Origin of the sequence: Synechococcus sp. N32 (assembly GCF_900473895.1) — a bacterium.
In the GTDB taxonomy this organism is placed as follows: Bacteria; Cyanobacteriota; Cyanobacteriia; order PCC-6307; family Cyanobiaceae; genus Parasynechococcus.
In genome coordinates this window covers 1-13,519 of record NZ_UCND01000017.1, presented here as the reverse complement: position 1 = coordinate 13,519, position 13,519 = coordinate 1, and the positions used below count along the sequence as shown (strand labels likewise).

General features: G+C 62.8%; 14 protein-coding genes and 1 riboswitch. Of the genes, 9 read left to right on the top strand and 5 right to left on the bottom strand.

Annotated elements, in window-relative coordinates; translation table 11 throughout:
• Positions 1–27: 27 nt before the first annotated feature.
• Positions 28–801 carry a metal ABC transporter permease gene (locus tag DXY35_RS11955; RefSeq protein ID WP_115082525.1) on the bottom strand — a complete coding sequence of 258 codons (774 nt, stop codon included), beginning with the start codon at positions 799–801 and terminating at the stop codon, positions 28–30.
• Positions 794–1,483 (bottom strand): metal ABC transporter ATP-binding protein, encoded by a 690-nt coding sequence (locus tag DXY35_RS11950; RefSeq protein WP_115082576.1) that lies wholly within the window; start codon positions 1,481–1,483, stop codon positions 794–796. The genes DXY35_RS11955 and DXY35_RS11950 overlap by 8 nt, the downstream gene beginning before the upstream one ends.
• Positions 1,484–1,588: 105 nt before the next feature.
• Between DXY35_RS11950 and DXY35_RS11945 the strand changes: the two genes are divergently transcribed.
• Entirely contained in the window at positions 1,589–2,506 is a 918-nt protein-coding gene (locus DXY35_RS11945) for a metal ABC transporter substrate-binding protein (RefSeq protein WP_244273158.1), read from the top strand.
• A 49-nt stretch (positions 2,507–2,555) separates the two neighbouring features.
• On the top strand, positions 2,556–3,584 hold the full coding sequence (locus tag DXY35_RS11940) for a hypothetical protein (protein WP_115082524.1): 1,029 nt from the start codon (positions 2,556–2,558) through the stop codon (positions 3,582–3,584).
• Positions 3,585–3,661: 77 nt separating this feature from the next.
• On the opposite strand, the gene DXY35_RS11935 is transcribed toward DXY35_RS11940, so the two are convergent.
• The 3 genes from DXY35_RS11935 to DXY35_RS11925 are packed head-to-tail and all read right to left on the bottom strand — an operon-like array spanning position 3,662 to position 6,604.
• On the bottom strand, positions 3,662–4,984 hold the full coding sequence (locus tag DXY35_RS11935) for a hypothetical protein (protein WP_115082523.1): 1,323 nt from the start codon (positions 4,982–4,984) through the stop codon (positions 3,662–3,664).
• Entirely contained in the window at positions 4,981–5,634 is a 654-nt protein-coding gene (locus DXY35_RS11930; protein WP_115082574.1) for a TIGR03943 family protein, read from the bottom strand. The genes DXY35_RS11935 and DXY35_RS11930 overlap by 4 nt, the downstream gene beginning before the upstream one ends.
• Before the next feature lie 13 nt (positions 5,635–5,647).
• On the bottom strand, positions 5,648–6,604 hold the full coding sequence (locus DXY35_RS11925; protein WP_115082522.1) for a permease: 957 nt from the start codon (positions 6,602–6,604) through the stop codon (positions 5,648–5,650).
• A gap of 119 nt (positions 6,605–6,723) precedes the next feature.
• Here DXY35_RS11925 and DXY35_RS11920 point away from each other — a divergent pair, with 119 nt between their 5' ends.
• The 7 genes from DXY35_RS11920 (at position 6,724) to DXY35_RS11890 (ending at position 13,305) form a co-directional block, all read left to right on the top strand.
• Positions 6,724–10,389, top strand: coding sequence for a hydantoinase B/oxoprolinase family protein (locus DXY35_RS11920; RefSeq protein WP_115082573.1), 3,666 nt, complete (start codon positions 6,724–6,726; stop codon positions 10,387–10,389).
• 25 nt (positions 10,390–10,414) lie between these two features.
• A complete protein-coding gene (locus tag DXY35_RS11915; protein ID WP_244273157.1) occupies positions 10,415–10,699 on the top strand; it encodes a hypothetical protein in 285 nt (94 codons plus the stop codon).
• A 106-nt stretch (positions 10,700–10,805) separates the two neighbouring features.
• Positions 10,806–11,111, top strand: a complete 306-nt coding sequence (locus DXY35_RS11910) for a hypothetical protein (protein WP_115082520.1) — start codon at positions 10,806–10,808, stop codon at positions 11,109–11,111.
• An 81-nt stretch (positions 11,112–11,192) separates the two neighbouring features.
• Entirely contained in the window at positions 11,193–11,897 is a 705-nt protein-coding gene (locus tag DXY35_RS11905; protein ID WP_115082519.1) for a 16S rRNA (uracil(1498)-N(3))-methyltransferase, read from the top strand.
• Positions 11,898–11,931: 34 nt separating this feature from the next.
• Entirely contained in the window at positions 11,932–12,240 is a 309-nt protein-coding gene (locus DXY35_RS11900) for a hypothetical protein (RefSeq protein ID WP_115082518.1), read from the top strand.
• Entirely contained in the window at positions 12,237–12,488 is a 252-nt protein-coding gene (locus tag DXY35_RS11895; protein ID WP_115082517.1) for a hypothetical protein, read from the top strand. Before DXY35_RS11900 ends, DXY35_RS11895 begins: the two co-directional genes overlap by 4 nt.
• 27 nt (positions 12,489–12,515) lie before the next feature.
• A riboswitch (cobalamin riboswitch) is annotated at positions 12,516–12,665 on the top strand.
• 7 nt (positions 12,666–12,672) lie between these two features.
• Positions 12,673–13,305, top strand: a complete 633-nt coding sequence (locus DXY35_RS11890) for a HupE/UreJ family protein (RefSeq protein ID WP_115082516.1) — start codon at positions 12,673–12,675, stop codon at positions 13,303–13,305.
• Positions 13,306–13,519: the final 214 nt, after the last annotated feature.

Sequence of the window (13,519 nt, the reverse complement as noted above, 5' to 3'; positions counted from 1 at the left end):
TTCACTATGTGCTGTCAATTCTGTTTTTTACTTTTTAGTTGTAAGTAAAACCAAGCACAGTGTTCCGATCAGTGGGCCCGGTGGCAGGTCAACAGCAATCGCCAGCATCATTCCGCCACCACATAGAAGCAGCCCCGTGCTCGCGCTGCGCAGCATGAGTTCCTTCAGGCTTCGGCTGCGCTCCACGTGCATCAGCACCGGAGCGCACAGCAGGCCGATCACCAGAATCACCCCCACGGCTGTGATGGCACTGATCACAACCAGGGCCGTGATCAGGCTGCAGATCAGCCGAATTAAGAGCACCGGTCGCTTGGCGATGGCTGCTCCCTCGGGGTCAATGCCAACAAACACCAGGTCGCGGTAGCCCCATACCAACATCGCCAACAGGGCACTGGCTGAGATGGTTGTTCGCAGCAGATCTGTTGTGGTGGCAGCCAGCAGATCGCCGAACAGAATTGTCTCCAGGTCCACCCGTGCCTCTAGCAGAGGCACCAACAGCACGCCCAGGGCGGTGAAGCCTGCCAGCACAGTGTTCATAGAGCCCTCTTCCCGGCCTTTGAAGCGCCGGTTCAAGCGTTCAGCCACCAAGGCTCCCATCAGTCCACTGATCAGCCCCCCGATGCTTGGGTCGATGCCGATGGCCAGGGCGATCACCAAGCCGGGCAGAACGGAATGGGCCATCAGGTTGGCCAGCAGCACCCGGCGTTGGGTGATCAGCAACGCTCCAGTGGCCGGACAGATGGCTCCGATCAGCACCGAGATCGTCAGAGGCAGAAGCCACCAGATGTCGGGTTCAACCACAGCAGTGGCTCCCCATCATGCAAGTCAGGTCGCTCAGTTTTTCTCGAACTGAGTCGGGTGACCCGTTGGCCAGGATCTGGCTGTCTATCACGACCACCTGGTCGTAGCTGTCGAGGGCGCTGCCCCAGTCGTGGCTGCTCACCAGCAGCGTCTGACCGGCTTCCGCCTGATCCCGCATCACCTTGAGCAGGTGCTCGCGCGTTGGTGGATCGATGGCGCTGCAGGGTTCGTCCAGCAGCAGGATCTCGGTCTGCTGCATCAAACCTCTGGCCAGCAGGACGCGTTGTTGCTGGCCGCCGGAGAGCTGGTTGAGGCGCCGGTTCCCCATGGTTCCCATGCCGACGCGTTCCAGCAGCTGATCGCAGTGGTCCGCTGCTGTGGCTTTGCCCTTTTTGGGCTGCCCCAGCTGCACCATGTCTCGGGCGGTGATCGGAAAGGACCAATCAATGGCGGCCCGCTGGGGCATCAGGCCGACTGGCTTGCTGGTGTTGACCGTTCCTTGGCTGGGTTTCAGTCGGCCTTCGATCAGATACAACAGCGTTGACTTGCCGGCTCCGTTGGGCCCCACCAGCGCCGTCAGTGTTCCCGCTTGGAGTTGCAGGTTGACGTGGTCGACGGTGTTGCGACCTCCGTAGCTGAAGCACAGCTCTGTTGTGCTCAGCACGCACGACGAATGGCTCATCAACTCTTCGGTGGCCGGACTTGGGCCTCTTGATGTTTTGCACACCCCATGTTGGCGAGGGATCAAGTGCTCAGCAAAATGATAATCATTCTCACCAAGACGTCCATGCGTCCTGTTTTGGCTCGATCGGCGGGGGTCAGCCTTGCTTTTGCCATTGGAGCTGCCGTAGTTCCGGCCCATGCGGCTCAACCTGTGGTGGTGGCCGTCGACGGCACGCTCTGTGATCTCACCAAGACCCTGGCTGCAGGTGCCGCGTCGGTCACGTGCCTGATCCCTCCTGGTGGTGATCCCCATTCCTATCGCTTGAAGCCCAGTGATCGCAGCCAGATCGCCAAGAGTGATCTGGTTTTGCACATCGGTTTCGGGCTGACCCCGTCGGCCAAAAAGCTCAAGTCACCAGGAACGGTGGTGGCCGTCGGTGAAGTCGCTCTTCCGTCCTATGGCGGCAGCGACCCCCATGTCTGGCACGACCCGGCCAATTCCGCAGCAATGGTGCGGGTGATCTCAAGTTCTCTGGCCCCCGTTTTTCCAGCCAGTGATCGTGCGGCATTGCAGCAACGCACGGCTCGTGCCGTTGCTGTTTTACAGGCTTTGCAGAGCTGGGAAGCCAAGCAGTTCAGTTCTTTGCCCCCGGCCCAGCGGGTCCTGGTGACCGATCACAGGACCTACAGCCATCTCGCAGATCGCTTCGGACTTGTCGAGATTGCGATGTTGGACAGTCACACCACCGGTGGCGTTTTGCGGCCCTCCAGCCTCAAAACAATCACCCAAGAGGTGAAAGCATCCGGTGCCAAAACCATCTTTTCCCCTTCGGCTTCTCCGAACAAAACCCTGAGGCGCATCAGCAAGTCCACGGGATTGCCGATCGCGTCCACACCTCTTTATGGAGAGGGCATTGCTGCCGGTCGTAATGCCGTTTCAACAGCGACCCTCAACGTCTGCACGATCGTCAAGGGCCAGGGAGGCTCCTGCGACACCGCTGGGGCTAATGCCTTGAACGCGCAGTGGTCATCGATCCGGTGACGTAACGCCCTTTTCCTCTTCCGTCTTCTTTTTTCTTCCGTCTCGTCTCATGTTCCGTTCACGCCTTGCCCTGCTGGCTCTTCTGTTGAGCCCGTTCGCCTCCATTTCGCCTGCCGAGGCCCATGGCTCCCATGGTAGTGGTGGAGAGTCTCTCGAGGCCGGTCAATTCGATTTCACGCCCATCATCACCATCGAAGGCCATGGTGGATTTGACACCAACCTTGAGGGTGATCCCAAGCACTACGCCATCGATGGCATGTTTGGTGGCGTCTTTGAGTGGGGCCTCGCAAATGGCGGTTCTTTTGCGATCGAAGCTGCAATTGGGCCTGCTTTGGTTTGGGGAGAAGCAGAACACTTTTACGGCAAGGTTCACGTTGATGATCACGACGATGATCATGAAGAAGATCATGGCGATCATGATCACGAAGACGATCATGATGATCACGACGAAGATCATGATGAACATGAAGACGATCATGATGATCACGAAGGACATGATCACGGTCATGACCACAGCCACGACACCGACTTCAAGCGCACCGATATCAAGGGCTTTCTTCAGGCCCGTTATGCACCTAATGACCGCTTAAGTTTTGAGCTGTCCTGGAACCCCTATTACGTCACCAAAGACCAGGGTGAGGACATTCAGGGCTTGAAGAATGAGCTTGGCGCCAAGGCGATCTGGGCTTTGGGTGATGGAGATGTGAATTTCGCCCTTGGCGATGGTATCGAGGATCTTGTGAATGGTGTTTATCTGTCAGTTGATCACCGTCAGGGTTGGGAATCCGACGGAATGTATGTGGGCAACTACACCGATCCTCGTGTGGGCCTGGGCTTCACATTTGGTGGTGATGAGATCTCCTTGATGATTGAAGCGGGCCCTCGTTTCTATGTTCCCGGCAGCTACGCAGGATTGGATCCGCGCACAGATTTGGCCGGTGAAATCGAACTTTCGGTTCCCATCGGTGATGCCACGTTGTTCCTGCACTGGCAGCAGACCTACAGCTGGGAAGATGCTCCCGGCTGGGGTGAAGGTTGGCAGCACCATGTCGGCACTGGCGTGACATTCACCTTCTAGGTTTCAACAATCGCTTGAGCTTTGTTTGATCAGGAGGGCAGCTTTGCCCTCCTTTTTTGTTGCTTAGTTTTTGGTGCTCAGCCCGCATTCAGCCACTGGGCTTCGCTGATGGGTGTGTTGATCACGTTGATGAGCTTCAAGCTGTCGCCATCGATCAGGCCGGCACGGGCCTGGGTTTGCTTCGGTCGCGTCAGCGTCATCAACAGCTGATTCGTCACCGGGTTCAACTGGATGGGGCTGCCCGCCTTGAGCGTCCAAGGCTCCAGGGCCCTCCGTTGTGTCACCTCTCCTGCCTCGCTGATCAGCACCAGTTCGTGATTGCCCCGTTGCTGCTCCCAGCGCCCCAGCACAGCCCAGATCCGTTTGCCGCGGTTGTCGCAGGCCACCCCCAGCACCGCCTGATCACCAAGGTGCAGCTGCTTCGGTGCCTGCCCTGGAACCACCAGCTCGATCGAGCGCCTGTAGTCCGGCCAGTGCCGGATCAGCACGGCCCGTCCTGAAGCCCCGCAGAAGGCCCCCAGCTCCCTGCTCCCCGGCAGCATCTGCGGCTTTTGCTCGGTTGCTTGCAAGGGGCGGAGGCTCAGGCCGTTGCTGGTGGGCATCACCACGCCCCCTCCCGCCGGCAGCAACTGCATCGGCCCGGAGGGTTTCAGGGCCAGAGCCTTGCGTTTGCCATCGGCCTGCAGCAACAGGGCCTGGTCACTGCCCGGCTGGAACCCACCGCTCTGCACCAGGAGATCACCATTGAGATTGCTGCTGAGATGGGCGAAGAGCACCTCGCCTTTCAACAGGGGTTCCGTGCGGCTCAGCGTTGGTGGCCCCAAGGCCGCCAGACGGTTGGCGGTGCTGCGGGGCGTCAGTTGATCCCACCACACTTGTTCGGTGCCGTTCTGATCGCGTCCCACCAGGGCGATACCCCGGCCATTTCCGAGGGGGACGACGCTGGGGATGGCGGGCCAGACCCGACTGATCGGTATCCACGCTCCTGATCGCGTCTGCAGTTGAACCTGTTCGCCTCCCTGCACAGGCCGTGTTGCGATCAGCCAGGGTCTCGGGTCCCACCACCATTGCTGCTGCCCCAGCTGCAGCCCGCGCTGGTCCTCCCCTGCAATCGATAGCTCGAGCGGAGCCGTGAGCACGACATCCGCATCAATCACCATCCGCAGTGCTGTCGTCTCCCCCAGCCACTGATGGGGCACGGCTGGAGTGATTCGAGTGGCCTCGCTGACCTGGGGCCGATCCATCGGGCGACTGAACTGCAGATCCAGGGCCGCGCTGCCGCTTTGTACCTGTTGGGGCACCAGGCGCAGCAGCCGCGGAGGCTGTCGCAACAGCAGTTGTTGCTGCGCCAGAACTGCGGCGCAGGCCATCAGCATCAGCAGCAAGGGCCGCCGCGTCATGGTTCCAGGGGCCGCTCGGGCCTGGCAATCGTCGTGATGTTTTGGGGAATCACGACGGGGATGCGCCGTTCCTTCCGCGTCTGCACGCCCATCGTTCCCTCGATGGCCAACCACTGGTTGGTTTGGGGGATGAATGACTCCGGCCACTCCACGGCCAGGCCAGCGGGTGTGGCATCGGCCAGGCAACAGCGCACCGTGAGCCGGGCGATCAGCGGTGGGCCCTGGGGTTGCCTCCAGACAAAACCGCTGATGCGCACAGGATTGCCGGCCACAAGGTCGGGATCGGGCTGGCTGCGCAGCAAGCGCACCCATTCCGTGAGGCTGCGTTGTTCGGGGGGCAGAACAAAGGCCAACTCCGGTGGATCGGGCAGGCCCTGGGGGCGGTTGCTGGCCAGATCGCTGAAGGAGGGGCTCGGCGGAAGGACCAGCACCAGCGCAGCCATCACGCCACTGAGCAGCCAGGGCCAGCGCCAGCGTTCGGCTTGCTTCTCTCTTTTCAGCAAAAGGGCCACGCCCAGCATCAGCAAGACCAGGCCGGTGACCCCCACCAGGCCATGGAAGACCCCGCGAAGCAGCAGATCGAGGCGTCCGCTGTGGAAGCTCCACAACAGCGTCAGGCCCCAGAGCAGCAGCAGGGTTCCGCGCTTCAGCACAACCGGCCCCTCACAGCAGCCACAGGTTGATCCACTGACCGATCAACAGCACGCCAAGACTGGCACCGATCGCGGTGATCAGGATTGCTCTTGGCCGCATCAGCACGGTGAACAGGCCAGCGAGTTTGAGGTCCACAACGGGCCCCAGCAACAGGAAGGCCAGCAGGGCTCCGGGGGTGATCTGAGCGGCAAACCCCAGGGCAAGAAAGGCATCCACGCTGGAGCAGACCGACACCACCACCGCCAGCAGCATCAAGGCCAGGATCGATGCCGTCGGCGCGCCCCCCACGGCCAAAAGCCAACTGCGCGGCAGCCAGGTCTGCACCAGGGCCGCAATCACGCACCCCAGCACCAGCAGAGCCAGCAGATCGAGAAATTCGCGGCAGCTCTGGTCCAGCACCTGCCAGGCCTTGAGGCGTCTGCCGTTCATGGATCGGGGGGGGCTGGGTGATCCGCCGATCACACCACTGCTGCGCTGCAGCAATCCCAGGTTGCTAAGGGGCTGGCTCATGCGGCGTTCCTCCAGAAGCGCAGTGGCCAGCAGCTGCGTCTCGGGCAGTTGCACCAGCAACAAGCTCAGCAGGATCGCCAGCAGAAAGGCCCCCAATGGCCGGGCCACCAGCAGCCAAGGCTGATTGGGAAACGCGGCCCAGGTGCTGGCCAGCACGATGGGATTCAGCACCGGAGCTGCAAACAGAAAGCCGAAGGCCGTGCCCATCGGTGCCCCGCTGGCCAGCAGACGGCGGGCGACGGGGACGTTGCCGCATTCGCAGGCCGGAAGGGCAAAACCCATCAGGGCCCCGATGATCGGTGCCAGCACTGGGTTCTTGGGGAGCCGCTCGATCCAGGCACCCGGTGGCACGGCCCATCGGGCCAGGCCTGCGATGGCAACGCCGAGAAGCAGAAACGGAACGGCTTCCAGCAGTAACCCCTGAAAGATCGCCCAGGCCGTGGCGAGCTTGTCCAAGCGTTCGGGCGGCGGTTGCTTCTCAACGTTCTCAGTTCAGCTCGCCCATCGGGGGGCGTCGACATGGTTTGTTGATTGGCCTAGGCGGCAGGCTGGGACGACGTTGGCCAGGGCCTGAGATGGGGTGGTGCTTCTGGATTGATCGCGGTGGCACCTTCACCGATCTGATTGGTCGCGATCCAGAAGGCCAGCTGCACGTGCGCAAGGTGCTCTCGGAGCAGGCCGGTGCTGGAGACCCTGCGGTGTCGGCGATGGAAGCGATGTTGGCGTCGGCTTCTCCACCCGTGGAGTTGGGCGACGTTGACGACGTGCGTCTCGGCACCACCGTGGCCACCAATGCTCTGCTGGAAGGGGCTGGTGCGCCGCTGCTGTTGCTCACCAATGCCGGACTGAGGGATCAGCTGTGGATCGGCGATCAACACCGCGACGATCTGTTCGCGCTCGAGCAGCCCCAGCGCCCCTTCCTGGCGCAAACGGTGCTGGAGCTGACCGGTCGGCTCGATGCCCGGGGTAAGGAGGTGGAGCCCCTGGTGCTGGATCAGTCGCTGATGCGGCGTCTTGAGGAGATGCGCCGTTCCGGCCTGGACGTCGCCGTGGTGGCGTTGTTGCATGCCCAACGCAACCCAGCCCATGAGCAGCGCTGTGCTGCATTGCTGCGGGAACTTGGCTTTCGCACCGTGGTCTGCTCCCACCAGGTGAGTGTGATGCCCCGCCTGGTGCCGCGGGGTCAGACGGCCTTGGTGGAGGGGGCCGTGCATCCGGTGCTGGATGGCTACCTGCAGCAGGTGCAGGGGGCGTTGGGCGCCGCCACGCCCCTGCGGGTGATGACCTCCAGCGGAGCGTTGCAGGCTCCAGGCAGACTGCAGGCCAAAGACACCATCCTTTCGGGGCCGGCGGCGGGGATGGTTGGTGCGATTGCCGCAGCGCGGATGGCTGGCTTTGACGGGGTGCCGGTGCTCGGCTTCGACATGGGGGGCACGTCGACGGATGTGTTCTGCGTGGCTTGCGCCGATGACCAGGCCCTGCGGCAAGTGAAGGAGCAGACCGAGATCGCCGGCTTGCAGTTGCTGGCCCCACGCCTGCCTATTGAAACCGTGGCGGCCGGTGGCGGATCAGTGCTGGAGCTCCAGGGGGAGCGGTTGCGGGTGGGGCCACGCTCCGCTGGAGCGCAACCGGGCCCGGCCTGTTATCGCGCCGGCGGACCGCTCACCATCACCGACGCCAACCTGCTGCTGGGGCGGCTGCAGGTGGACCGCTTCCCGGCGGTGTTCGGACCGTCCGGGGATCTACCACCGGATGTGGAGGTGGTGCGGCATCGCTTCGCGGAGCTCGCGGCAGCGCTGGGGCAGACCTCGGAGCGGGTTGCATCCGGAGCGTTGCAACTGGCGGTGGAAACCATGGCCGCGGCCATTCGCCGGGTCTCGTTGCATCGCGGTGAGGACATTCGCGGCGGGGTGTTGGTGGCCTACGGGGGGGCTGGTGGTCAGCACGCTTGTCGCTTGGCGGACGAACTGGGGCTGAACACGGTGCTGTTGCATCCCATGGCCGGCGTTCTCTCCGCCTTTGGCATGGGTCAGGCCCGCCAGCGCTGCCGGCGGCAGGTGCATCTCGGCACTGCCCTCTCACCCGAGCTGTTGGCGGCCCTGCCGGATCAGGTGGAGCGACTGATGGCTGAAGCAAGGGAGATGTTGCATCGCCAGGGGGATGGTGCTGATGCCGAGGCGGGGGAGCCGGAGGTCTGGGTCAGCCTGGCTCTGCGTTATCCCTCTGCAGAGCAGACCCTGATGCTCCCTTGGGTCGCCGAGCAAGGCGTTGATGCCGTGATCTCGGCCTTCCAGTCGAGCCATCAGCAACGCTACGGCTACTGCATTGATGCCGATCAGGCCCTGATCGTCGAACAGCTCAATGTTGAGGTCACGGCTCCCCAACAGTTCGACGCCACAACCGCAGCTAAAGCAACAGCCACAGCAACAGCCGCAGCTGAGATGGCCGAACCAACGCCAGAGGTGCAGCCATCGCCGCAGGTGTCGATGCACCTGGAGTCGAGCGGTTGGACGCAGGTGCCGTTGCTGAACCGCGCTGCCCTGCGGCTGAATCAGCGGCTTGCAGGCCCGGCCCTGATCGCCGAAGCCACGGGCTGCACGGTGCTGGAGCCGGGCTGGCAGGCCAGGGTGGCTGAGGGGGGCACGCTGTTGCTGGAGCGCTCGCATCCCGCAGAAGAATCACCGGAGCTGGCACAGGCCGGTGCCCACGATCCGTTGCAGGCGGAACTGTTTCGTCACCGCTTCATGGCGATCGCTGAACAGATGGGGGAACAGCTGCGGCAGAGCAGTCGCTCCGTGAACATCCGCGAGCGCCTGGATTTCTCCTGTGCGTTGTTTGATGCCACGGGGGCCCTGGTGGCCAATGCCCCCCACATTCCGGTGCACCTCGGATCAATGGGCGACAGCGTCCGCGACCTGCTGGCCCAGGTGGCGAGTGGTGATGTCGCACCGCTGCAGCCCGGCGACACTTTGCTCAGCAATGACCCTTTCCACGGCGGCACCCACCTGCCCGACATCACCGCCATCTCGCCGGTGTTCTGCGATGGGGATCAGCCCAGCTTCTTTGTGGCCAGCCGTGGCCATCACGCCGATGTGGGTGGCATCGCTCCCGGATCAATGCCGTCCTTCAGTCGCACCATTGCCGATGAGGGCCTGCTGCTGCGCAACCAGCTGTTCGTGCGCCAGGGCCGGGTTCTCGCCGCTGATCTGAAAGCGGTGTGGGGCGGCATGGCGACGCCGCCCCGCAACCCTCCGGAACTGCTGGCCGACCTGCAGGCGCAGGTGGCGGCCAATCAGGCGGGGATTGTGGCGCTGCAATCCCTCGTGAAGCGGGAGGGGCAGACCCTGGTGCAACGGCAGATGACCCTGCTGCAGCAAGACGCAGCCCGCAGTGTTCAGCGGCTGCTGTTGCGCCTGACGGACGCCCGGCATCAGCTGGCCCTGGATGACGGTTCCTGCCTGGTGGTGCAGGTGAGCCTTGATCCCAAACGCCAACGCTTGCGTTTGGATTTCAGCGGAACATCGCCCCAACGGCCGGGCAATTTCAACGCCCCCCTGGCGGTGACGCGGGCGGCTGTGCTGTACGTGATCCGTTGTCTTCTCGACAGCGACATCCCCTTGAACGAGGGCTGTTTCGCGCCACTCGATCTGGTGGTGCCGGAGGGCTGTCTGTTGAATCCGCGGCCCCCCGCCGCTGTGGTGGCCGGCAACGTGGAGGTGTCTCAGGCCCTCTGCAATCTGCTGTTCGCGGCTTTCGGCGCCCAGGCGGCCGGCCAGGGAACGATGAACAACGTCAGCTTCGGCAATGGCCGCTGCCAGTACTACGAAACGGTGGCCGGTGGTGGCGGCGCGGGTGAGGGTTTTGCCGGATCGGTGGGGCTGCAATCGCACATGACTAACTCGCGGCTGACGGACCCCGAGGTGCTGGAGAGCCGTTATCCGGTGCGCTTGGAATCCTTCGCGGTGCGCTCCGGCAGTGGCGGCCAGGGCTTGTGGTCCGGGGGCGACGGCTTGGAGCGCACGATCCGCTTCCTCGAGCCGATGAGTGTGTCGCTGATCAGTGGCTCGCGGCAGGTGGCCCCGTTCGGTCTCAACGGTGGGGCCAGTGGTGCCTGTGGCGAGAACCTGCGGCTGGATCATGAGGGGGTGGCCCATCCCCTGCCCGGTGCTGTGCAGCTGGAGCTCCAAGCGGGCGAGGCCATTCGCATGCTCACCCCAGGGGGAGGCGGCATGGGACGTTGAGGAGGGGATGCCTTCTGGTGGTGTGATGCCGATGCGATCACAGGGTTGGTGGTTGAGCGTGCTGCTGGGCTGCAGTCTCAACGGGGCTGCCCATGCCAGAAGCCTCGACCAGCAGATGTTCCAGTTGCAACTGGTGATGGATCAGATCCGTCTGGCCCGTTCCGTGGGGGATCGCGTTGGCGTTTGCGTTGAATCCCGCCGGGCCAACAATCTTGTGCTCGATCTTCTTCCGGCCCTGCAATTGCACCGTCCAGGCCTCAATCACGCTGGCTTGCAGGACCAGATTCTTTTGGGATTTGATCAGTGTTGATCGCTTTCTTCTGATCGGCTTTGGTGCCGCTGTTTGAAAACCAGCATGACGACCCATTGTCGATCGGTATCTGCGGATTCAATCTGAATGCAGCCAAGCTGATGGCATGGGTTTGCTTCAAACGATCCAGGGACGGTTGCTTCAGTACGACTCACCGTCGCGGCAGTTGCAACAGGTCCATTTCGACGCAGCCCGACGTCTGGCCCAGGCTCAATTTCAGCTGGCTGATGCCGAATTAAGCCAACGCCTCTGGCAGGACGTGGCTGATCGTGATCTCGATGTTGATCGGATCTTGAATCTTCTCTACGGCTGCTGGTTCCAGGACGATCCTGCGGCACTGCGTGCTGCCGACGTTGAGTTTCAGGCGCGCCGCGAGCAGGAGTTGATCCCCGGGGTGTTCGAACACTGCTGAGGATTGTTGGCCGTGGGGATGGTTGTGCTGAACTGACGGATCTGTTGGTGACGGCGTGCTGTTGATCCCTGAGATCCAGCCATGAACATCGTTGTTCTCAACCGTTCCGATTGGCTGGATGAACGGAGGGTTCGTCTTGTGGATCGTCGGGCGAATCACATCCGTTCGGTGCTTAGAGCTGCGGTGGGCGACAGCATCCGAGTTGGTGAGCTGAATGGCGATCTGGGCCAGGGCCGCATCTGTGCCCTAGATGCAGATGCCGTGGTGCTGGAGGTGGACCTCAACCAGCCACCGCCGCCTCGCCATCGGTTCGACATTGTTCTGGCCTTGCCGAGGCCAAAGGTGCTGCGCCGTCTGTTCCGCACTGTGGCCGAATACGGCGTGGCCAACCTTCACCTGATCAACTGCGCCCGGGTGGAAAAGAGCTATTGGCAGTCGCCTTTGCTCGCACCCGAAAAGGTGCACGAGGCCTTGCTTGCGGGGATGGAGCGCGCCAGTGACACGGTGGCGCCCCGGGTGCATCAGCACAGGCGCTTTCGACCCTTTGTCGAAGACCTGCTCAAAGATCTCTGTGCCGGAAGGCCCTGCTGGATGGCACAGATGGGGGCCTCCCTTCCCTTGCGCGACACCCCAGCGGGGGCTGCCGTGGTGATGGTGGGGCCGGAGGGCGGTTTTGTGCCGTTTGAACTGGAGTTGGCTCAGGCGGTGATCGCGCAGCCGGTGCATCTGGGATCCCGCACCTTGAGCGTGGACACGGCCCTCACCACCGCTCTGGCCCAGGGATGATGGTGATGCGTGTGTTGCTTCAACGGCGACGGCAATGAACGATCTGGCTGGCTTGCAAGCTCTTGTGGAGGACGTTGGGTCCGGCAACGTCATCGATGCCGAACTGCTCGATGGGTGTCCGGTGGAAGCCCACGAACTGGATGAAATGGATGCGTCCCAGGCCGCGCAGGTCGCCGCCCATTGCTTCGGCCTGCTCTTCGATCACAAGGTGGAGCAGCAGGAGGGGGTCGAGGCGGATCTCGATGCGGGCCTGTGGACCGGCACTGTTGATGGCTTCGGGTTTCAGATCAGCCGGGATGACGTTGGCGATCTTGTCCTCGATTTCTCGAGTGGGCAGGTGTGACGGTTGATGAGCTGCGCAGCGACCTGACGGCCCGGCTTGGTGAGCAGGTGGAGCAGGTGTTCAGCCGGGATGGAGCCCCTGTTGGCGACATCACCGAGCTCTATCAGCCCTCTCCGGCTGGTTTTGGCGGCCAGCTGCGACTGAAACGGAGCGGGCGCCGCCTGGCATGGGAGCTCTGGCTGGAGGACGGCGATCGCTGGAATTTCCACACCACCGCCCTAGCCGATGCACTTCCAGAGGCCGAATAAGCCTTGAACTGACGCGTTGTGGTGTCGCCGGTAGGGTGGGGTGCTGGTTTCAGCGGGGAACAGCCGCTGAAGGAAACGGGGAAAGAGCAGTGAAAATCTGCCGCTGTCCCGCAGCTGTGAAACGTCGGCTCTACGCCCACGTCAGTCAGAACGCCCGCCAGATCAAACCGACGAGGATCGACTTTTGAATTCTTTGCCACTGGCCCTGCGCAGGCCCCTGCAGATCGCCGGCCCTTCGCTTCTGGCGGTTCTTCTTTTGGCTAGTCCAGCTGTCGCCCATCATCCCTTCGGGATGGGCGACAGCGCTGCCCTCACCCCCCTGCAGGGATTGCTCAGTGGCGTTGGTCACCCGCTGCTGGGTCCTGACCATCTCCTGTTTCTGCTGGCCATCGCCTTCATCGGCCTGCAACGTCCCCGCGCCTGGGTGATTCCTCTGCTGGCTGCTGGCCTGGGCGGCAGTGTTCTGTCGCAGTTCGTCCCCCTGCCGGATGCCGTTGCTCCCTGGGCGGAGGCCATGGTCTCCCTCAGCCTGGTGGTGGAGGGTTTGATGGCTCTCACCGTGGCCTCCACCCGTTGGTTGCTGCCGCTAGTGGCCCTGCACGGTTTTCTGCTGGGCAGCACCATCGTTGGAGCGGAACCCACCCCGCTGTTCACCTATTTCCTGGGCCTGCTGATTGGCCAGGGCGCGCTGCTGCTGGTGGTGAGCAACTGGTCCAAGTCTCTGGTTGAGCGCCTCGGCTCCCAGGGGCAACGGCTTGGCGCCGGCATCTGGATGGGTATCGGCATGGCCTTTGCCTGGGTGGCCCTGATCGACTGATCACGAGCACGCCGTTTCACAGCTTCTGACCCCAGGGATCACCTCTGGGGTTTTTTTTATCTCTTCCCAGTCATGACGTTTGTCCAGCAACTGCTGGTGGCGCCCGCCGCCCTTGGTCTGATCGCCCCTTTCGCTGTGGTCAACAGCCCAGCCGCCCAAGCCACCGAGCTGAACATCAACGGCGTTTCTGATTACGCGGCTACTGCTATTAGCA

Bases quoted from the DNA above. Each gene is read 5' to 3' on its own strand.
- DXY35_RS11935 (WP_115082523.1), bottom strand. From the start codon at position 4,984: ATGACGCGGCGGCCCTTGCTGCTGATGCTGATGGCCTGCGCCGCAGTT.
- DXY35_RS11900 (WP_115082518.1), top strand. From the start codon at position 11,932: ATGAACGATCTGGCTGGCTTGCAAGCTCTTGTGGAGGACGTTGGGTCC.
- DXY35_RS11920 (WP_115082573.1), top strand. From the start codon at position 6,724: ATGGGGTGGTGCTTCTGGATTGATCGCGGTGGCACCTTCACCGATCTG.
- DXY35_RS11945 (WP_244273158.1), top strand. From the start codon at position 1,589: ATGCGTCCTGTTTTGGCTCGATCGGCGGGGGTCAGCCTTGCTTTTGCC.
- DXY35_RS11910 (WP_115082520.1), top strand. From the start codon at position 10,806: ATGGGTTTGCTTCAAACGATCCAGGGACGGTTGCTTCAGTACGACTCA.
- DXY35_RS11950 (WP_115082576.1), bottom strand. From the start codon at position 1,483: ATGAGCCATTCGTCGTGCGTGCTGAGCACAACAGAGCTGTGCTTCAGC.
- DXY35_RS11940 (WP_115082524.1), top strand. From the start codon at position 2,556: ATGTTCCGTTCACGCCTTGCCCTGCTGGCTCTTCTGTTGAGCCCGTTC.
- DXY35_RS11915 (WP_244273157.1), top strand. From the start codon at position 10,415: ATGCCGATGCGATCACAGGGTTGGTGGTTGAGCGTGCTGCTGGGCTGC.
- DXY35_RS11905 (WP_115082519.1), top strand. From the start codon at position 11,193: ATGAACATCGTTGTTCTCAACCGTTCCGATTGGCTGGATGAACGGAGG.